General features: G+C 48.9%; 19 protein-coding genes. 13 read left to right on the plus strand and 6 right to left on the minus strand.

From position 1 onward, the window contains the following. Positions 1-65 precede the first annotated feature (65 nt). Entirely contained in the window at positions 66-1349 is a 1284-nt protein-coding gene (locus E1B03_RS11535; RefSeq protein ID WP_103770257.1) for a YeaH/YhbH family protein, read from the minus strand. A gap of 121 nt (positions 1350-1470) precedes the next feature. Next, positions 1471-3405, minus strand: coding sequence for a protein kinase YeaG (gene yeaG, locus E1B03_RS11540; RefSeq protein ID WP_043016649.1), 1935 nt, complete (start codon positions 3403-3405; stop codon positions 1471-1473). Between the two features lie 433 nt (positions 3406-3838). On the opposite strand from yeaG, the gene E1B03_RS11545 reads away from it, so the two are divergent. The 4 genes from E1B03_RS11545 (at position 3839) to E1B03_RS11560 (ending at position 6804) form a co-directional block, all read left to right on the plus strand. Further along, positions 3839-4585: a MipA/OmpV family protein gene (locus tag E1B03_RS11545; protein WP_103770256.1), complete on the plus strand. Its 747-nt coding sequence runs from the start codon at positions 3839-3841 to the stop codon at positions 4583-4585. A gap of 582 nt (positions 4586-5167) precedes the next feature. Continuing rightward, positions 5168-5410 (plus strand): hypothetical protein, encoded by a 243-nt coding sequence (locus E1B03_RS11550; protein ID WP_133086251.1) that lies wholly within the window; start codon positions 5168-5170, stop codon positions 5408-5410. Positions 5411-5420: 10 nt separating this feature from the next. Beyond that, complete coding sequence (locus E1B03_RS11555; RefSeq protein ID WP_103770255.1) at positions 5421-5774, plus strand: hypothetical protein; 354 nt, start codon at positions 5421-5423, stop codon at positions 5772-5774. Between the two features lie 175 nt (positions 5775-5949). Next, positions 5950-6804, plus strand: coding sequence for an aldo/keto reductase (locus E1B03_RS11560; protein WP_133086252.1), 855 nt, complete (start codon positions 5950-5952; stop codon positions 6802-6804). A gap of 466 nt (positions 6805-7270) precedes the next feature. On the opposite strand, the gene E1B03_RS11585 is transcribed toward E1B03_RS11560, so the two are convergent. Beyond that, entirely contained in the window at positions 7271-8155 is an 885-nt protein-coding gene (locus tag E1B03_RS11585) for a D-hexose-6-phosphate mutarotase (RefSeq protein WP_133086253.1), read from the minus strand. Positions 8156-8230: 75 nt separating this feature from the next. After that, a complete protein-coding gene (gapA, locus tag E1B03_RS11590) occupies positions 8231-9226 on the minus strand; it encodes a glyceraldehyde-3-phosphate dehydrogenase (protein ID WP_003030697.1) in 996 nt (331 codons plus the stop codon). Positions 9227-9567: 341 nt separating this feature from the next. Here gapA and msrB point away from each other — a divergent pair, with 341 nt between their 5' ends. Both msrB and E1B03_RS11600 read left to right on the plus strand, forming a co-directional pair. Then, positions 9568-9981: a peptide-methionine (R)-S-oxide reductase MsrB gene (msrB, locus tag E1B03_RS11595; RefSeq protein WP_103770252.1), complete on the plus strand. Its 414-nt coding sequence runs from the start codon at positions 9568-9570 to the stop codon at positions 9979-9981. Between the two features lie 42 nt (positions 9982-10023). Beyond that, entirely contained in the window at positions 10024-10299 is a 276-nt protein-coding gene (locus tag E1B03_RS11600; RefSeq protein ID WP_103770251.1) for a YeaC family protein, read from the plus strand. Positions 10300-10343: 44 nt separating this feature from the next. Here E1B03_RS11600 and yajD read toward each other — a convergent pair whose 3' ends face one another. Together yajD and chiD are read right to left on the minus strand one after the other, a co-directional pair. Continuing rightward, on the minus strand, positions 10344-10688 hold the full coding sequence (yajD, locus tag E1B03_RS11605; protein WP_003030690.1) for an HNH nuclease YajD: 345 nt from the start codon (positions 10686-10688) through the stop codon (positions 10344-10346). 94 nt (positions 10689-10782) lie between these two features. Next, complete coding sequence (gene chiD, locus E1B03_RS11610) at positions 10783-12036, minus strand: chitinase ChiD (RefSeq protein WP_133086254.1); 1254 nt, start codon at positions 12034-12036, stop codon at positions 10783-10785. A 297-nt stretch (positions 12037-12333) separates the two neighbouring features. On the opposite strand from chiD, the gene E1B03_RS11615 reads away from it, so the two are divergent. The 7 genes from E1B03_RS11615 (at position 12334) to E1B03_RS11645 (ending at position 19579) form a co-directional block, all read left to right on the plus strand. Next, on the plus strand, positions 12334-13410 hold the full coding sequence (locus E1B03_RS11615; protein WP_133086255.1) for a zinc-binding dehydrogenase: 1077 nt from the start codon (positions 12334-12336) through the stop codon (positions 13408-13410). Between the two features lie 27 nt (positions 13411-13437). Then, positions 13438-14817, plus strand: a complete 1380-nt coding sequence (locus E1B03_RS11620; protein WP_133086256.1) for an MFS transporter — start codon at positions 13438-13440, stop codon at positions 14815-14817. A 17-nt stretch (positions 14818-14834) separates the two neighbouring features. Continuing rightward, positions 14835-15878 (plus strand): NAD(P)-dependent alcohol dehydrogenase, encoded by a 1044-nt coding sequence (locus E1B03_RS11625; protein WP_103770247.1) that lies wholly within the window; start codon positions 14835-14837, stop codon positions 15876-15878. Positions 15879-15902: 24 nt separating this feature from the next. Then, positions 15903-16739, plus strand: coding sequence for a ketose-bisphosphate aldolase (locus tag E1B03_RS11630; RefSeq protein ID WP_103770246.1), 837 nt, complete (start codon positions 15903-15905; stop codon positions 16737-16739). Positions 16740-16743: 4 nt separating this feature from the next. After that, the gene (locus tag E1B03_RS11635; RefSeq protein ID WP_103770245.1) at positions 16744-17691 is read left to right on the plus strand and encodes a sugar kinase; all 948 of its coding nucleotides are present in this window, start codon (positions 16744-16746) and stop codon (positions 17689-17691) included. Between the two features lie 9 nt (positions 17692-17700). Continuing rightward, on the plus strand, positions 17701-18684 hold the full coding sequence (gene ydjG, locus E1B03_RS11640) for an NADH-dependent methylglyoxal reductase (protein WP_133086257.1): 984 nt from the start codon (positions 17701-17703) through the stop codon (positions 18682-18684). A gap of 136 nt (positions 18685-18820) precedes the next feature. Further along, positions 18821-19579, plus strand: a complete 759-nt coding sequence (locus E1B03_RS11645) for a DeoR/GlpR family DNA-binding transcription regulator (RefSeq protein ID WP_133086258.1) — start codon at positions 18821-18823, stop codon at positions 19577-19579. Positions 19580-19583 lie beyond the last annotated feature (4 nt).

The raw sequence follows: 19583 nt of genomic DNA on the forward strand, positions 1-19583 counted from the left end.
ATGTCACTATCCCAGAAAGGGGAATACAATCAGCCGCAGGCAGAGCTACGGCTGATTGTTGTCGATTAATTATTACTGGTGGCGCTTTGCTTATGAAACAGTTCGCGGAATACCGGGTAAATATCATCCTGGTCACGGATATGCTGCATCGCAAAGTTTTCAAATGTTGATTGCAGATGTTCGTATTCACGCCACAAGGTCTGATGCGCGCGACGGGTGATTTCGATATAGCTATAATATCGCACCACCGGCAACAGCTTTTTCGCCAGAATCTCATGACATAACGGTGAATCATCCGCCCAGTTATCACCGTCCGAGGCCTGCGCGGCATAAATATTCCACTGGGCCGGGTCGTAACGGTCTTTTACCACTTCATCCATTAACTTCAGCGCGCTGGAGACAATGGTGCCACCGGTTTCCTGAGAGTAGAAGAACTCGTGCTCATCCACCTCTTTCGCCTGGGTATGGTGGCGAATATAAACCACTTCCACGTTTTTGTAGGTCCTGCTCAGGAACAAATACAGCAGGATGTAAAAACGCTTGGCCATATCTTTGGTCGACTGATCCATTGAGCCAGAAACGTCCATCAGACAAAACATTACCGCCTGGCTTGAAGGATCGGGCCGTTTTTCATAATTCTTGTAGCGTAAATCAAAGGTGTCGATAAACGGCACGCGTTCGATTTTTGCCCGTAATTCGGCAATTTCTTTGCGTAACCGTTCTTCTTCCAGCAACTGCGCTGGCTCACTTTTAGCGATGGTTTCCAAATCTGCTTCGAGCGCATGCAGTTCGCGACGCTTACCCGCCGTCATCGCCGTGCGGCGCGCCAGTGAGTTTTGCAGGGAGCGCACCACGCTGATGTTGGCAGGCACACCGTTAGAGGTAAAACCTGCCCGGTGCGTTTTGTACTCCGTTAACTGACGCTGCTGATTCTGTTTCAGGTTAGGAAGTGCTAAATCTTCGAACAACAGATCGAGATACTCATCTTTAGAAATCTGGAAGACGAATTCATCCTGACCTTCGCCGTCCTGGCTGGCCTGGCCTTGTCCGCTTCCTGAACCGCCGCCGCCACCCTGAGGGCGCTCAATACGGTCATTCTGCACAAAATGGTCGTTACCCGGATGCACACGATGGCGCAGGCCGCCACGCCCCTGGTGGAACATCGGTTCGCTAATATCATCGGTCGGAATAGAGACAGATTCGCCGCTATCCACATCAGTCACCGAACGCTTGTTAATGGCCTCGGAGATCGACTGTTTAATTTGTGATTTATAACGGCGCAAGAAGCGCTGGCGGTTAACCGTACTCTTGTTCTTGCCGTTAAGACGTCGGTCTATGAACCAGGTCATATGCCCCCCGTACTGCCAACTGTTCGCTATGTCTGTAAGTGCCGGATGGCGCTGGCGCTATCCGGCCTACGGAACATTGTTTTGCAAGCCCGGTAAGCGCAGGTGCCACCGGGCATTTATGTTAAGACGATTTACGTACGCGCAAATACCATTCGCACAGTAAACGCACCTGTTTACGCGTGTAGCCTTTTTCCATCATACGGTCGACAAAATCGTCGTGCTTTTTCTGCTCGTCAGTCGAGGTTTTGGCGTTGAACGAAATGACCGGCAGCAGCTCTTCGGTATTAGAGAACATTTTCTTCTCAATAACCGTGCGCAGTTTTTCGTAACTGGTCCAGTTTGGATTGCGACCGCTGTTATTCGCTCTGGCACGCAGAACAAAGTTAACGATCTCGTTACGGAAATCTTTCGGGTTACTGATACCCGCCGGTTTCTCAATTTTCTCCAGTTCTGAGTTCAGCGACTCACGGTCAAACAGCTGACCGGTATCCGGGTCGCGATACTCCTGATCCTGAATCCAGAAATCCGCATAGGTGACATAACGGTCGAAAATGTTTTGTCCATATTCAGAATAGGATTCGAGATAAGCCGTCTGGATCTCTTTGCCAATGAACTCAGCATATTTCGGGATCAGATAGCCTTTCAGGAACTCGAGATACCGTTCTGCCAGCTCCTGCGGGAACTGTTCGCGCTCGATTTGTTGCTCCAGTACGTAGAACAGATGCACCGGGTTAGCGGCCACTTCGGCATGGTCGAAGTTAAAGACGCGTGAAAGGATCTTAAACGCGAAACGCGTGGACAGACCGTTCATTCCCTCATCTACCCCAGCGTAATCCCGATACTCCTGATAGGACTTCGCTTTTGGATCGGTATCTTTCAGGCTTTCACCATCATAAACGCGCATCTTCGAGTAAATGCTCGAGTTCTCAGGCTCTTTCAGGCGAGATAGAATGGTGAAGCGAGAGAGCGTTTCCAGCGTGCCTGGCGCGCAAGGTGCATGGGTCAGCTCACTGTGGTTGAGCAGTTTTTCGTAAATTTTGATCTCTTCGGAGATCCGCAGGCAATAAGGCACTTTGACGATGTAAACACGGTCAAGGAACGCCTCATTATTTTTGTTATTTCGGAACGTCACCCATTCGGATTCGTTCGAGTGGGCAAGAATAATCCCGTTAAACGGCAGGGCAGAGATACCTTCTGTCCCGTTGTAGTTTCCTTCCTGGGTTGCGGTCAGCAGAGGATGCAGCACTTTAATCGGTGCTTTAAACATCTCCACGAACTCCATAATCCCCTGGTTTGAGCGGCACAGCGCACCCGAATAACCGTAGGCATCAGGATCGTTCTGGGCGTGGTGTTCGAGTTTACGAATATCCACTTTCCCGACCAACGCAGAGATATCCTGGTTGTTCTCATCACCAGGCTCCGTTTTGGCGATTGCGATCTGCTCCAGAATAGACGGCCAGACTTTGACGACGCGGAATTTTGTAATGTCCCCGCCAAAATCATGCAGACGTTTCGCAGCCCACGGCGACATGATCGTACCGAGATAGCGGCGCGGGATCCCATACTCTTTTTCCAGGATCTGCGCGTCTTCCTGTGGATTAAACAGGCATAACGGATGATCGTTTACCGGGCTACGTTCGCCATTGGCGCTCAGGACATAAATCGGTACTCGTTGCATCAGCGATTTCAGCCGTTCAGCAAGAGATGATTTCCCCCCTCCCACAGGCCCCAGCAGATACAGGATCTGCTTCTTCTCTTCCAGACCTTGAGCCGCATGCTTCAAATAAGAAACAATCTGCTCAATGGCGTCTTCCATGCCGTAAAACTCTTCAAAGGCGGGATATCGTGCAATCACCCGATTCGAAAAGAGTCGAGAAAGTCGAGGTTCGTGGGCAGTGTCAACCATGACAGGCTCACCAATAGCCATTAATAGCCGCTCTGCCGCGTTGGCATAAGCACTGCGATCTTGCCGACAAGTGGTAAGAAACTCCTGCAGCGTGAACTCTTCGTCCTTGGCAGCTTCATAACGCTGGCGATAGTGATCGAATATATTCATGGTATGCCGTCCTTTCGTTTTTTAGCACATGTTAAGAGCCGTTCATATGAATAGTAGAGGCCCCTGAAGAGGTAAACTGAACGACGTCGCTGCTGAAGAAATAAGCAACTCTCATGCCATTTTGGTGGTCAGGAGATCAACGTATTCGGTGATACACCTTCTAAAATTAAGCGTAGATGGCATTTGCAAAACTTGCCTGTGTGCGCAAATGAATTTCAATGGCATATCAATAACTCATCAGCAAAAAAAGCACATCTTATGTAAAGAAAGGGGGTAGGATTCATGCGGTGTTCACCGTCCTGCAAGCAAATTGTCATCACTCGCTGAGAAATTAGGGGGTTACATTCCGGGACGAATACGTAAAATAGTTGGGCTGAAGCGTATTGGCGGTTACACTTTGACCGCTACACATTTGAATAAGGAATTATGGACTGTGACCAAACTCAAACTTCTGGCATTGGGCGTCCTTGCCGCAACCGCAGTTAGCACCGCACAGGCGGAAAGTCAGTGGACTGTTGGTGCGGGTGCCGGCGTGATTAACAGCCCGTACAAACAGTATGACCGCGATGTTTATCCCGTTCCGGTTGTCACCTATGAAGGCGATAACGTCTGGTTCCACGGTCTGGGTGGCGGCTACTATCTGTGGAATGATACGGCAGATAAGCTCTCCATCATGGCGTACTATGATCCGACGCACTTCAAACCGGGTGATAGCGATAGCCATGCTTTGCGCCAACTTGACAAGCGTAAAAGCAGCTTGATGGCTGGCCTCTCATATGTACATAACACCCAGTATGGTTTCCTGCGTACCGCACTGGCGGGTGATACTCTGGATAACAGCAACGGCTTTATCTGGGATCTGGCCTGGCTCTACCGTTACACCAACGGTGCGCTGACTCTGACGCCGGGTATCGGTGTGCAGTACAGCAGCGAAAACTACAACGACTATTATTATGGCGTGTCTAATAACGAGTCCCGCCGCAGTGGTCTGAAAAGCTACAACGCTGACGATGGTTGGGATCCGTTCCTGGAGCTGACCGCGAGCTATAACTTCCTTGGCAACTGGAACGTATACGGTACTGGCCGTTATGTGCGTTTGAGTGATGAAGTTAAGGACAGCCCGATGGTTGATAAGTCCTGGTCTGGCATCTTCTCGGTGGGTGTGACCTACAAGTTCTGATGCCACTGTGTGTCAAACACGAGCCCGCAGAGATGCGGGCTTTTTTGTGCGTTACAGGGATGAATATTGATCTAAAACATGAGATTTGATTTTTTGTGCTGTCATGGCATTGCATCTGGACGCAACGAATATTTAACGTATTTTCCCTACTGTAATTACCTAAATTAAACCTGTTACTTGATTAACCTAAAATATCTTCGTTTGCCAATGGACGGATATCTGCACCATTTTACGAGTCATCGTTCTGCGTGTGTGATTTTGCTTTGTGCAATATCCTGATAAGATTCTGTTTTATAATCGTAGCAAGCATTGATTATTTTTCATCGTGCACTATCAGGACGCTGGTAACTATTTCAATCATTTGATTAACGTTGAAAGTTAACTTTCATTTGAAAAAAAAGAAATCATTCAGTTGATTTTTATTTTACATCTTTTAGGTATTTATCTGAAAAAATTAAAATTGACATTAAATAATTGATTGCAGATATTAATCCGACTTTAAAAAAGTAAAGGCAATAACGCTGCGTGGCTAACATATTACCTGCCATGCGGTTATTTTTGAGAATAAACCTGGTATAGATAATGAAAAAGTTAATCATGATAGCGATGATAGGTGTCGTTCTGACCGGATGTTCCACTGAGGCTTCACGCATGAATGCTTGCGAAAGCAAGGGCGTGAGCCGCGATGCCTGCTATATTGCAGAACAAAACCGTCAGGCGACCATCAATGCCGCAGCCGAAAAACAGGCTATGGAAAACGCGCAAAGCGTATATAGCTCAAATGATACTAATTCCAGTCATCACCACAAACACGACAAATATTAAGATTTAACTTATGAAAAAATTATTAATTATCGCTGTACTGGTAGCCGCATCTGCAGCGGTGCCCGCCTATGCCATCAGTGAGGCTTATCGTCAGCAGCTGCAGCATGAACATAAAACGATGGTCAGCGATGCGACTGCCTCGGCGCACGTCAACAAAATCACACCAGTGCATGTGAATAAACTGGGTGTAGACTTTAAACGCGGGGCTGATGGTATTGCTTATATTAATGGCAAAGCCGCGGCAAATGATGAGAACAGTGCAGAAGCTCAGACCTATAGCGCGGGCCTGATTTCCGTCATCGTTTATAAAAATGGAAAGATCAACGCGATGAAAGAAGGAAAATATTTAGGCCGCTTAAAATAACCGCTGTGCAGTTAAGATTTTTGCTGTTTGGCCCGGGGCATTATTTGTTCCCGGGTTTTTTAATGCCATTGCCATAGCGGTCAATTCCAATCTCAGATGGTGCAATTTGTGCACCTTAACAGGACACACGCCGGTTGTTTTGCTTTACTGTGGTGCATTAACACAGGAGGGTGCGATGACAGCGAAACAGGTGATGTTTACAAAGCAGGTATCGCTTCCTGCTATCGGGCAGGGAACATGGTACATGGGCGAGGACCGAAGCCGACGCCGGGATGAGGTTTCAGCACTGCAGGCGGGTCTGGATCTCGGCCTGCGGCTGATCGATACCGCCGAAATGTATGCTGATGGTGCAGCGGAAGAGGTGGTGGGTGAAGCACTAACGGGGCGGCGTGATAGCGCTTTTTTAGTCTCAAAAGTTTACCCCTGGAATGCGGGTGGGCAGAAAGCCATTGCCGCCTGTGAAGCGAGCCTGCGTCGACTGAAAACTGATTATCTGGATCTCTATTTGCTGCACTGGACAGGAAATTTTTCATTTGCTGAGACCGTTGATGCCATGGAAACGCTTATCGCACAGGGGAAAATCCGCAGCTGGGGTGTCTCAAATCTCGATTATGATGATATGCAGGCGTTATGGCAGGTACCCGGTGGGCGGGAATGTGCGACTAACCAGGTGCTTTATCATTTAGCATCGCGCGGTATTGAATATGATTTGCTGCCGTGGTGCCAGCAGCAACAGATGCCGGTTATGGCTTACAGTCCGCTCGCGCAGGCGGGGCGACTGCGTGGTGACTTACTTACTCACCCTGTGGTAAACGACATTGCGCGCGCGCACAACGTTAGCGCTGCACAGATTTTGCTGGCATGGGTGATTCGTCTTCCTGGCGTAATGGCGATTCCGAAAGCGGCAAGCGTCGCGCATGTGGAACAAAATGCCGCTGCCCTGGAGATCACGCTCTCTGTTGATGAAATGAAGCAGTTAGATAAGGCATATCCGGCGCCAAAAGGCAAAACGGCGCTGGATATGGCCTGATTTACCTGATGGCACTGCGCTTATCAGGCCGACGGCTACGAACGGTTTGTAGGCCGGATAAGGCGTTAGCCGCATCCGGCATGGTGCACTGATTTGCCTGATGGCGCTGCGCTTATCAGGCCTACGGCTGCGAACGGTTTGTAGGCCGGATAAGGCGTTAGCTGCATCCGGCATGCTGCACTGATTTGCCTGATGGCGCTGCGCTTATCAGGCCTACGATTGCGGGCGGTTTGTAGGCCGGATAAGGCGTTAGCCGCATCCGGCATGATGCACTGATTTGCCTGATGGCGCTGCGCTTATCAGGCCGACGGCTGTGAACGGTTTGTAGGCCGGATAAGGCGTTAGCCGCATCCGGCATGATGCACTGATTTGCCTGATGGCGCTGCGCTTATCAGGCCTACGGCTGCGGGCGGTTTGTAGGCCGGATAAGGCGTTAGCCGCATCCGGCATGGTGCACAGAGCTGTCTTAGCGTTTAGCAACTCGGATAGTCTGCGCCAGGCGAGACGGTTTTTCTTCGGTGGTTTTCTGCGGAGCTGTTGCGTAAGCCGTTTCTACGCAAACAAAGGTTTTGTAGCCGTCATCCGGCATGTCGCCCATGCTGACAGACAGCGCCGGACCAGGGTTCCAGCCCACGACGTTCAGATGGTGGTGGTGGACGACGTCAATATTGCGATTCAGCGCATCATCATGAATGACGCTGCATGCTTCCGGATTCAGATAGACACGATCGGTGCGATCCGGGAAGGTCTGGATACCATCAGCCAGTACATCTTCTTTAGCATCATTCACTTTATCGATCAGACGATCACCAAGACCACTGACTTTCACTGCCGCAATGTCACCGACGTTGAAATAGGTATGCAGTGCTGAGGTGGTTTCAAACTCACCGTGAGCTTCCAGCTCCATCTCACAGGTGGCACCCACTTTGAAACGGGCCAGCAAACAAAACTCGTGCGGCCATAGCTGACGCGTTTCAGCGTTGCTTTGTAGTTCAAACGTCAGCACCACGCCATTGTCGTCTTCGTTGTGTGCTTTTAGCGTCCATGGCAGGTTGCGGGCAAAACCATGAGAAGGCAGACCCTGCTGAGTCGCCGGACCGAACCACGGCCAGCAAATTGGTACGCCGCCACGCAGCGCTACGCCCGTTTTAAACGGAGTATTGTTACTTAACCACAGAACTTCATCTTCGCCGTTTGGTTTCCAGGAAAGAAGGTGTGCGCCCTGCAGTGCGAAAGAAGCTTTAACCTGTGGGTGATCGACAACAAGAACCTCAAGCTCATCAAGCTGGCGGCGGGAGAGGACAGGGGTAAGCTGTTCGATAACCGGGAGAGCAAAAATTTTATTAATCATTACGCAATCCTTTAATGCTCAGATAAAAAAAAGAGCGACCGAAGTCGCTCTTACAGATTACTGTCTCATCTCAACTTATTTGGAGATGTGAGCAATCAGGTCCAGAACTTTGTTGGAGTAGCCGGTTTCGTTGTCGTACCAGGATACCAGTTTCACGAAGTTGTCGTTCAGTGCGATACCAGCTTTAGCATCGAACACGGAAGTGCAAACTTCACCGTTGAAATCGGTAGATACTACGTCGTCTTCGGTGTAACCCAGAACGCCTTTCATCGGGCCTTCGGAAGCAGCTTTGATTGCTTTCTTAATTTCTTCGTAAGAAGCAGCTTTTTCCAGACGAACGGTCAGGTCAACAACGGATACGTTCGGGGTAGGAACGCGGAACGCCATACCAGTCAGTTTGCCGTTCAGTTCTGGCAGCACTTTACCTACAGCTTTAGCAGCACCGGTAGAGGACGGGATGATGTTCTGGGATGCGCCGCGGCCGCCGCGCCAGTCTTTGTGAGACGGGCCATCAACGGTTTTCTGAGTAGCGGTGGTCGCGTGGACAGTAGTCATCAGACCTTCGATGATACCGAAGTTGTCGTTGATAACTTTAGCCAGCGGAGCCAGGCAGTTAGTGGTGCAGGAAGCGTTAGAAACGATGTCCTGACCTTCGTATTTGTCAAAGTTAGCGCCTTTAACAAACATCGGAGTGTTATCTTTGGACGGACCAGTCAGAACCACTTTCTTCGCGCCAGCAGTGATGTGCTTACGAGCGGTTTCATCTGTCAGGAACAGGCCAGTAGCTTCAGCTACTACGTCAACACCAACTTCGTCCCATTTCAGGTTAGCCGGATCACGTTCAGCGGTAACACGGATTTTTTTACCGTTTACGATCAGATGACCGTCTTTCACTTCAACGGTACCGTTGAAACGGCCGTGAGTGGAGTCATATTTCAGCATGTAAGCCATGTAGTCAGCGTCTAACAGGTCGTTGATTGCAACGATCTCGATGTCAGAGCGTTCTTGAGCAGCACGGAAAACAATGCGACCGATACGGCCAAAACCGTTGATACCTACTTTGATAGTCATATATTCCACCAGCTATTTGTTAGTGAATAAAAGGTTGCCTGTAAAATTACAAAAACCTTACGCAGCGTCAAGCGGAATCGTGTCAATCATTGCGACAAATCAAACTGCTGCCTAAGCTTTGCGCAACTGACTCGCCTCACTCTTCCTTTGGGCTTGAAACCACATGGGGTCGGCGGCCCGAATTTTAAAGGGCAATCAAGATAAAAACGTGATTCTGATCACGAATCGCAGGCTGCCATTTCGCAAGGATCAAGTTTAGAACAAAAGTTCGCACTCCGGTGTTAATGTTTTGTTAGAATCTGTCTCGTGATGTGAGTTTAGATAAAGCGAGATGTGAGCAAATGGCTAATCAACCTTCTCCAGAAGAACTGAAACAAAATTTAACCGAAATGCAGTTCTATGTGACGCAGAATCACGGGACGGAACCGCCATTTACCGGGCGTTTGCTGCATAACAAGCGTGACGGCATCTACCACTGCCTGATCTGCGACAAACCGCTATTTCGTTCCGAGACAAAATATGACTCTGGCTGCGGCTGGCCCAGCTTTTACGAGCCTGTCGACGAAGAGGCTATCCGTTACATAAAAGACACGTCACACGGCATGCAGCGCATTGAAATTCGCTGCGGTAACTGTGATGCGCATCTGGGGCACGTCTTTCCGGATGGTCCGAAACCTACCGGTGAACGTTACTGCGTTAATTCAGCGTCATTAAACTTTACCGATGGTGAAAACGGTGAGCAAACCAAGGGCTGAAGAAACGATTCAGCAAATTATTCTGCGGAGAGTGGATTTAACATGAATATTGATGAGATGATCAACAGCATGACGCCTGAAGTTTATCAGCGCTTATCTACTGCCGTTGAACTCGGAAAATGGCCGGATGGCGTGGCGCTCACGGCAGAACAAAAAGAGAACAGCTTGCAATTGGTCATGTTATGGCAGGCGCGACACAATATTGACGCGCAGCATATGACGATTGATACCAACGGTGAAATGGTGATGAAGAGCAAGCAGCAACTGAAAGTGGAATTTGGTATTACGCCCGAACCTATTGCGACGTTTAAATCCTGATTACCCTGGCCCGGCAAACCTCCGTGTCGGGCCCAGAGTAGATATTATTTCTTGTTCATCATCGCCTTCAGATCGGCGAACGGATTATATTTCGCTTCGCCGACGTCTTTCTGCGCATCTTCGCCTGCCACCACGGTAGAACCATACTGATCCACTTCGGTGTATTTCGAGTGCTCATGATCGTGGCAATACAGGCACAACATTTCCCAGTTGCTACCATCTTCCGGGTTATTGGAGTGATCGTGATCGATATGGTGTACCGTCAACTCGCGCAAATTTGAATAAACGAACTCACGGGAACAACGTCCGCAGACCCATGGGAAGAGTTTAAGCGCCTTTTCCCGGTAACCGACTTCCAGACGGGCGTAATTTTTAGGGATGAAAGCCATACCAGCTCATGCCTCCAGTAGAAAATGAAAAGCTGCGCCAGTGAATGGCGCAGCGGATTGTGCTAATCATAACCTATTGTGGCAAGCGTTGGGATCAGTGTTTGATGCCTAACGAATCGGCTAACTGCTTCGCCAACTGATTTTGCTCATCCGCACCGTATTCCCAGAACATAGCGCCTCCCAGTCCTTTACTTTTGATGTAGTCAGCCTTGATCGCGACCGAGCGCGGGTTTTCATAGGAGAGGGCAAAGAGTGCTTTTCCATCTGCAGACTGTACCGACAGCCACGGCACTTTCGCTTCATCATCCCAATGTTGGCTAAAGCGCTTTTGCGGATCGTTGATCAACTTCGCCACGATATCGTTGTACTTCACATAGGTATCTTTGCTCAGATCGACGCCCAGTGATTTGAACAACTCAATTTGCGCGGGTTCGAAATAGGGCTGGGTAACGGGATTTTTCTGGGCATCGGGTTTGCTCCAGTCAATACCTGGCTCAACGGCGCGTTTCGGCACGCGTCCATAAAAACCAATGCCCAGGTTCATCTGACTCGCTTTTAGACCGGCGGCAAGATAGTTGTTGACGACAAAATCGGCGCTGTACTTATCCGCTGCGGCGACCGTCGGCCATTGCGTCGAATCGTACAGGTTGGAGTTAAAATACTGGGTGCCGTAAGCCATGTCATAGGTCATCAGGTTGATGTAGTCGAGCGATGGTGCAATGGCTTTCACATCTACCCAGCTTTTGGGACTTTCTGCATTTGCGCCCACGGCGATGGTCAGCAGTTTTTTATGTCCTAATGCGGCGCGCAGCTCTGTTAACAGCGCGGTAAAGTTCGCGCGGTCGGCCGGTTGGCTTTCAACCAGTCCCCATGCGCCGTTGACCGGATATTCCCAATCGAGGTCGATGCCATCAAGATCATATTTCGCCATTATCTCCTGCGCAGACTGAATGAACACCGCACGCGTTTCTTTCGTTGCCGCCGCACCTGAGAATCCACGTGCTCCCCAACCACCGACGGAAAGCAGCACTTTCAGGTTTGGATTTTGCTTACGCAGTTGTGGAATTTTCAGCAAATCATCCTGCACTTTCTGCGAAAGCCAAATCTGATGCAGCTTGCTGGCGTCTTTTAAGGCGTCGTTGGTCTCGTCTTTTTCATTGTTGTAAACAAGGCCAAATGAATAGTTGAGATGGGTTATCAGACGAACATCCAGTTTATTGATGTCACCACCGGGACCGGCAGTGACGTCGCCGCCACCATTAAAGTAGCCAACTGACATCAGCGAACTGGCGGAAACAACGCTGGCGCAGAGCAGGGGTAATGCTGCCAACAAAGGCAATAGTTTCATCGGTGTTCCTCTTTGACATTTAAACAAGCAAACACGCCACGGAAATGGCGTGGCGAAAAAAACAGCACTCGTAGATTAACAGTTTCATAACAGAAAAAATGCGAAGGGGTTCACGCCATTTTTAGCGAAGCGGCTGCCATGTTCCTGTGGTTTTCAGTTCATCGTTGCACTTATTTGTGATCTGAGTTGTGAAATACAGATTATTATCTGTGTTTTAAAGATTTCATGTTGACCTCAAAAATTATATGGATAAGTATGATGACCACTGATGCAAAACTAAACACAAAGGAAAATGCAATGAAAGCACTGGCAAGATTTGGCAAGGCCTTTGGTGGCTACAAGATGATTGATGTTCCGGAACCGGTATGCGGTCCTGAGGACGTTGTAATTGAAATCAAGGCGGCCGCTATCTGTGGCGCGGACATGAAACACTACAATGTCGACAGTGGATCCGACCAGTTTAATTCGATTCGCGGTCATGAATTCGCTGGGCAAATTGTACAGGTTGGCGACAAGGTTAAGGACTGGAAGGTGGGGCAGCGAGTGGTGTCTGACAACAGCGGGCACGTTTGTGGCGTATGTCCGGCATGCGAACAGGGCGATTTTCTTTGTTGTACAGAAAAGGTGAATTTAGGTCTGGACAACAATACCTGGGGCGGTGGATTTTCTAAATATTGTTTGGTCCCAGGGGAAATCCTCAAAATTCACCGCCATGCGCTGTGGGAAATCCCTGCTGGGGTAGATTATGAAGAGGCGGCTGTACTGGATCCTATCTGCAATGCCTACAAATCTATCGCTCAGCAGTCCAAATTTCTTCCGGGCCAGGACGTTGTGGTGTTTGGTACCGGCCCGTTAGGACTCTTTTCTGTACAAATGGCGCGCATTATGGGGGCTGTTAATATCGTGATGGTCGGGCTGGAAGACGATGTCGCGGTGCGTTTCCCCATTGCTAAAGAAATGGGGGCGACGGCGGTCGTCAACGGCTCGACGGAAGATGTAGTCGCACGTTGTCAGGAAATCTGCGGGAAAGACAATCTGGGACTGGTTATCGAATGTTCCGGCGCCAATATTGCCCTTAAACAATCTATTGAAATGTTGCGCCCCAACGGCGAAGTCGTCCGTGTGGGTATGGGTTTCAAGCCTCTCGATTTTTCAATTAACGACATCACCGCGTGGAATAAAAGCATCATTGGCCATATGGCTTACGATTCCACGTCCTGGCGCAATGCCATTCGCCTGCTGGCCAGCGGTGCGCTGAAAGTCAAACCGATGATCACTCACCGTATCGGATTATCGCAATGGCGCGAAGGTTTTGACGCCATGGTCGATAAAACCGCGATTAAGGTCATCATGACTTACGACTTTGATGAATAACCCTATTTATTAAAGGAAGGTTCCCGGATGGAACAGATAGCAAAACCGCACTGTGGCGCGAGGCTGGACAGGCTGCCTGACTGCCGCTGGCACACGTCGATGTTTGCAATGGTAGCCTTCGGATTACTGGTCTGTTGGAGTAATGCCGTTGGCGGATTAATTCTCGCGCAGTTAAAAGAACTCGGTTGGACCGATAATTCTACCACCGCCACGTTTTCTGCCATTACGACGGCAGGAATGTTTCTCGGTGCGCTCGGTGGGGGAATTATCGGTGACAAGGCCGGGCGTAAAAACGCATTTATCTTGTATGAAGCGATTCATATTATTTCTATGATCGTTGGCGCGTTTTCACCCAATATGACCTTCCTGATCGCCTGTCGTTTTGTGATGGGAGTTGGATTAGGTGCGTTGTTGGTGACCTTATTTGCCGGGTTTACTGAATATATGCCAGGTCGAAATCGTGGAACCTGGTCCAGTCGGGTCTCGTTTATCGGCAACTGGTCTTATCCACTCTGTTCGCTGATTGCGGTGGGGCTGACGCCATTGATCAGTGCGGAATGGAACTGGCGCGTACAGTTGTTAATTCCTGCTGTGCTGTCACTTATAGCAACTGTAATTGCATGGCGCAGTTTCCCTGAGTCGCCTCGCTGGCTGGAGTCTCGCGGACGTTACCAGGAAGCCGAACAGGTGATGCAGGTAATTGAGGAGGGGGTTATTCGACAGACCGGTAAGCCGCTACCACCAGTCGTAATAGATGACGATGGCAAACAACCTCGTCCTGTTCCGTATTCTGCGTTATTAACAGGGGTGTTACTGAAGCGGGTTATTTTGGGTTCCTTTGTTCTGATTGCCATGAACGTAGTGCAGTACACCTTAATTAACTGGCTACCGACAATATTTATGACTCAGGGTATTAATCTGAAAGACTCCATTGTCTTAAATACCATGAGTATGTTCGGCGCGCCTTTTGGGATTTTTATTGCCATGCTGGTAATGGACAAAATACCAAGAAAAACCATGGGGGTGGGATTGTTAGTATTAATTGCTGTGTTGGGTTATATCTATTCACTACAAACCAGCATGCTGTTAATAACATTAATTGGTTTCTTCCTGATTACCTTCGTTTATATGTACGTTTGTTATGCCTCAGCGGTTTATGTTCCGGAAATATGGCCGACCGAAGCGAAACTTCGCGGATCTGGACTTGCCAATGCGGTAGGGCGTATCAGCGGTATCGCTGCACCTTATGCGGTCGCTGCATTGCTTAGCAGCTACGGTGTGACGGGAGTATTTGTACTACTGGGCGCTGTCTCAATTATTGTCGCGGTTGCTATTGCCACTATCGGAATTGAAACAAAAGGCGTCTCTGTCGAAAGTCTCGGTATTGATGCAATTACCAGCAAATAATATTGATGGGAAATAAGATGAAAAATTCAAAAGCAATATTAAAAACACCGGGAACGATGAAAATTATTGACGCTGATATCCCGGTGCCAAAAGAGCATGAAGTGCTGATCAAAGTGGAATACGTTGGAATTTGTGGGTCAGATGTTCATGGTTTTGAATCGGGTCCTTTTATTCCGCCGAAAGATCCCAATCAGGAAATTGGTCTGGGGCATGAATGCGCCGGTACGGTGGTGGCGGTAGGGAACCGTGTGACCAAATTTAAACCTGGTGACCGGGTGAATATCGAGCCAGGCGTGCCGTGTGGTCACTGTCGCTACTGCCTGGAAGGAAAATACAACATCTGCCCGGACGTCGATTTTATGGCCACTCAGCCCAATTATCGCGGCGCGCTAACCCACTATCTGTGTCATCCGGAGAGTTTCACTTACAAGTTGCCCGATAACATGGACACCCTGGAAGGTGCGCTGGTGGAGCCTGCGGCGGTCGGTATGCATGCTGCAATGCTGGCGGATGTTAAGCCGGGTAAGAAAATCGTCATTCTGGGGGCTGGCTGTATTGGTTTAATGACCCTGCAAGCTTGTAGATGTTTGGGTGCAACTGATATTGCGGTGGTTGATGTACTGGAAAAACGCCTTGCGATGGCCGAGCAGCTTGGGGCGTCGACCGTTATCAACGGTGCAAAAGAGGATACAGTTGCGCGTTGCCAACAGTTCTCTGGTGACATGGGCGCGGACGTTGTTTTCGAAACCGCCGGTTCAGCTATAACCGTTAAGCAGGCTCCCTATCTGGTGATGCGCGGCGGGAAAATCATGATCGTGGGTACAGTACCTGGTGATTCAGCGATCAATTTCCTCAAAATTAACCGTGAAGTGTCGATTCAGACCGTTTTCCGTTATGCCAATCGCTACCCGGTCACGATTGAAGCCATCTCCTCCGGGCGTTTCGATGTGAAGTCGATGGTGACGCATATTTACGATTATACAGATGTACAGCGCGCGTTTGATGAATCTGTTAATAACAAACGTGAAATTATCAAAGGCGTTATTAAAGTAAATCATTAATTTATTGAAAAGGGAGAAATAATCATGCTGGCAGATATTAAATATTGGGAAAATGATGCCCAAAATAAACATTATGCGATAGCCCACTTTAACGTGTGGAATGCAGAAATGCTAATGGGGGTGATGGATGCGGCGGAGGAATCTAAATCGCCGGTGATTATCTCCTTCGGTACCGGTTTTGTAGGTAATACCTCATTTGAAGATTTCTCGCACATGATGGTTTCAATGGCGAAAAAGGCTTCGGTTCCGGTTATTACCCACTGGGATCACGGACGCAGTATGGAGATTATTCATAACGCCTGGACCCATGGTATGAATTCACTGATGCGTGATGCCTCTGCCTTTGATTTCGAAGAGAATATTCGTCTGACGAAAGAGGCTGTGGATTTTTTCCATCCGCTGGGCGTGCCGGTCGAAGCTGAACTGGGTCATGTGGGAAATGAAACGGTGTATGAAGAGGCGCTGGCGGGCTATCACTATACCGACCCGAGCCAGGCGGCGGAATTTGTTGAGCGTACCGGCTGTGATTCTCTGGCGGTAGCAATAGGCAACCAGCACGGCGTCTACACATCAGAGCCGAAACTGAATTTTGATGTGGTTAAACGCGTGCGCGAAGCAGTATCCGTTCCGCTAGTGCTACACGGTGCGTCAGGTATCAGCGATGCGGATATCAAAAAAGCCATTTCATTAGGTATCTCGAAAATCAATATTCATACCGAACTGTGCCAGGCGGCGATGGTGGCGGTGCAGGAGAACCAGAATCAGCCGTTCCTGCACGTTGAGCGTGAAGTTCGCAAAGCGGTAAAAGCGCGCGCTCTAGAGAAAATCAAACTGTTTGGTTCTGACGGTAAAGCGGAATGAAAAAATGGATAATATCGAGGTTATTTGTATAGGGGCGGCTATTGTTGATATACCCCTGCAGCCAGTGAGTAAAAATATCTTTGATGTTGACTCTTATCCTTTAGAAAGAATAGCCATGACCACGGGCGGCGACGCTATTAATGAGGCGACCATTATTTCTCGCCTTGGCCATCGTACTGCATTAATGAGCCGGGTAGGTGATGATGCCGCCGGTCATTTTATTCTCGACCACTGTCGTCGCGAGAATATAGATATTCAGAGCCTGAAGCAGGATGCCGATATTGATACCTCAATTAATGTGGGCTTAGTCACCGCCGATGGCGAACGTACTTTTGTGACTAACCGCAACGGCAGTCTGTGGAAACTGAATATCAACGATGTAGATTTTGACCGTTTCTCTCAGGCAAAGCTGCTGTCGCTGGCGAGTATTTTTAATAGCCCACTGCTTGATGGTAAAGCGTTAACGGAGATTTTCGCGCAGGCCAAAGTGAAGCAGTTAATGATCTGCGCCGACATGATTAAGCCGCGGCTTAACGAAACGCTGGACGATATTCGCCAGTCGTTGAGCTACGTGGATTATCTTTTTCCCAATTATGAGGAGGCAAAACTGCTCACCGGGAAAGAGACGCTGGATGACATTGCCGACAGTTTCCTGAATTGTGGCGTGAAAACAGTCGTGATTAAGACCGGAAAAAGAGGCTGCTTTATCAAACGTGCCGATATGAAAATGGAAGTCCCGGCAGTTTCGGGAATTACTGCTATCGACACCATTGGCGCGGGAGACAATTTTGCCTCGGGATTTATTTCTGCACTGCTAGAAGGCAAACCGCTGCGCGAGTGCGCGCTCTTTGCTAACGCAACGGCAGCGATATCGGTACTGAGCGTGGGCGCCACGACGGGCGTGAAGAACAGAAAGTTGGTTGAACAACTTCTTGACGAATATGAAGGGTAATAGCGGCAGATGAAAATGATTCCTTTAGGCAGTACAGATATTATGCTTTCGCGCATGGGATTAGGTACATGGGCCATTGGCGGCGGCCCCGCATGGAATGGCGATCTCGATCAGCAGATTTGCATCGATACCATTGTTGAGGCGCATCGCTGCGGGATCAATCTGATTGATACCGCGCCAGGCTACAATTTTGGCAACAGTGAAGTGATTGTCGGGCATGCGCTGAAAAAGCTGCCGCGAAGTGAGGTAGTGGTTGAAACCAAATGCGGCATCGTCTGGGAGCGAACAGGCAGTCTGTTTAACAAAGTGGGCGATCGCCAGCTGTATAAAAACCTCACCCCTGAGTCTATTCGCGAAGAGGTTGATGCCAGCCTGCAAAGACTGGGTATAGACAGTATTGATATCTATATGACCCACTGGCAGTCGGTGGAACCCTGTTTCACGCCGATTGCGGAAACCGTAGATACACTGAACACCCTTAAAAAAGAAGGGAAAATTCGGTCTATTGGCGCTGCCAACGTGGATACCGGGCATGTTAGGGAATACCTCAAACACGGTGAGCTGGATATCGTGCAGGCAAAGTACAGCATCCTTGATCGCGCGCTGGAAGCTGAACTGCTACCGCTATGCCAGAAGCACGGCATCATCGTGCAAGTCTATTCACCACTCGAGCAGGGGCTCCTGACCGGAACTATTGATCGGGATTATGTCCCTGGCGGTGCGCGGGCCAACAAAGTCTGGTTCCAACGGGACAACATGCTGCGGGTGATTGACATGCTTGAGCAATGGCGGCCACTGTGCGAGAAATACCGCTGCACAATCCCTGCGTTGGCCCTGGCGTGGATTTTAAAGCAAAGCGATTTAATCACCTTACTGAGCGGTGCAACCGCGCCTGAACAGGTGCGCGAGAATGTCGAGTCGTTGACCATTTCTCTGACAGATGATGATTCATTATTGATGAGGCAAATGGCAGAGGCGTTGGATAACAAATAAGCCTGATGGTATTGACCTCTGTTTCTGTGTAAAAGAGTATTAAAATCTGTGATTCAGACATGTTCTTTTGAAAATAAACATGGCCTATGAGATACTAGGGTCTTATTATTTCTTTGCAGGAAACAGAGGTGTCATCGTGGCGGCAAAAGACAGGATTCAGGCCATTAAGCAAATGGTGGCTAACGATAAGAAAGTGGCGGTATCTAATTTAAGCTCAATCTTTCAGGTAACTGAGGAAACGATTCGCCGCGATCTTGAAAAACTGGAAGATGAAGGTTTTTTGACCCGAACATATGGTGGTGCAGTGCTCAATACCACCGCGTTGGCCGACAATATTCATTTTTATAAGCGAGCAAAATCTTTCTTCGAAGAGAAGCAGATCATTGCCCGTAATGCATTACCGTTTATTAAAAATAAGACTACGATGGCTGCTGATTCCAGCAGCACGGCGATGGAATTATTAAAGCTATTGAAGGAAAGAAACGATCTGACGCTGCTTACCAACTCGGCTGAAGCTTTTCATGAATTGGCGCAGTCAGAAATTAACGTGGTGTCTACCGGCGGTGAGTTGAACAAGAATACACTGTCGCTGCAGGGAAGGATCACCAAGGAGATTATCAGCCGCTATCATGTTGATATCATGGTGATGAGCTGCAAAGGTCTGGATATGCAGAGTGGGGCGCTTGACTCTAACGAAGCGGAAGCAGAAATCAAAAAAACCATGATCCGTCAGGCGACTGAGGTGGCACTGTTAGTTGATCACTCAAAGTTCGATCGCAAAGCTTTCGTCCAGCTCGTGGACTTTAGCCATATTAATTATCTTATAACCAATAAGGCACCGGGTGCAGAGTGGATTGCATTTTGCCGAGAGAATAATATTCAACTCGTTTATTAATTGT

It is taken from the genome of Citrobacter arsenatis (assembly GCF_004353845.1).
Taxonomy (GTDB): domain Bacteria; phylum Pseudomonadota; class Gammaproteobacteria; order Enterobacterales; family Enterobacteriaceae; genus Citrobacter; species Citrobacter arsenatis.

Excerpts from the sequence above, each read along its gene's own strand:
- E1B03_RS11630 (WP_103770246.1), top strand. The coding sequence starts at position 15,903 with ATGCTGGCAGATATTAAATATTGGGAAAATGATGCCCAAAATAAACAT.
- E1B03_RS11635 (WP_103770245.1), top strand. The coding sequence starts at position 16,744 with ATGGATAATATCGAGGTTATTTGTATAGGGGCGGCTATTGTTGATATA.
- chiD (WP_133086254.1), bottom strand. The coding sequence starts at position 12,036 with ATGAAACTATTGCCTTTGTTGGCAGCATTACCCCTGCTCTGCGCCAGC.
- E1B03_RS11585 (WP_133086253.1), bottom strand. The coding sequence starts at position 8,155 with ATGATTAATAAAATTTTTGCTCTCCCGGTTATCGAACAGCTTACCCCT.
- gapA (WP_003030697.1), bottom strand. The coding sequence starts at position 9,226 with ATGACTATCAAAGTAGGTATCAACGGTTTTGGCCGTATCGGTCGCATT.
- msrB (WP_103770252.1), top strand. The coding sequence starts at position 9,568 with ATGGCTAATCAACCTTCTCCAGAAGAACTGAAACAAAATTTAACCGAA.
- ydjG (WP_133086257.1), top strand. The coding sequence starts at position 17,701 with ATGAAAATGATTCCTTTAGGCAGTACAGATATTATGCTTTCGCGCATG.
- E1B03_RS11615 (WP_133086255.1), top strand. The coding sequence starts at position 12,334 with ATGAAAGCACTGGCAAGATTTGGCAAGGCCTTTGGTGGCTACAAGATG.
- E1B03_RS11600 (WP_103770251.1), top strand. The coding sequence starts at position 10,024 with ATGAATATTGATGAGATGATCAACAGCATGACGCCTGAAGTTTATCAG.
- E1B03_RS11560 (WP_133086252.1), top strand. The coding sequence starts at position 5,950 with ATGACAGCGAAACAGGTGATGTTTACAAAGCAGGTATCGCTTCCTGCT.
- E1B03_RS11555 (WP_103770255.1), top strand. The coding sequence starts at position 5,421 with ATGAAAAAATTATTAATTATCGCTGTACTGGTAGCCGCATCTGCAGCG.
- yeaG (WP_043016649.1), bottom strand. The coding sequence starts at position 3,405 with ATGAATATATTCGATCACTATCGCCAGCGTTATGAAGCTGCCAAGGAC.
- E1B03_RS11625 (WP_103770247.1), top strand. The coding sequence starts at position 14,835 with ATGAAAAATTCAAAAGCAATATTAAAAACACCGGGAACGATGAAAATT.
- E1B03_RS11535 (WP_103770257.1), bottom strand. The coding sequence starts at position 1,349 with ATGACCTGGTTCATAGACCGACGTCTTAACGGCAAGAACAAGAGTACG.
- E1B03_RS11620 (WP_133086256.1), top strand. The coding sequence starts at position 13,438 with ATGGAACAGATAGCAAAACCGCACTGTGGCGCGAGGCTGGACAGGCTG.
- E1B03_RS11550 (WP_133086251.1), top strand. The coding sequence starts at position 5,168 with ATGAAAAAGTTAATCATGATAGCGATGATAGGTGTCGTTCTGACCGGA.
- yajD (WP_003030690.1), bottom strand. The coding sequence starts at position 10,688 with ATGGCTTTCATCCCTAAAAATTACGCCCGTCTGGAAGTCGGTTACCGG.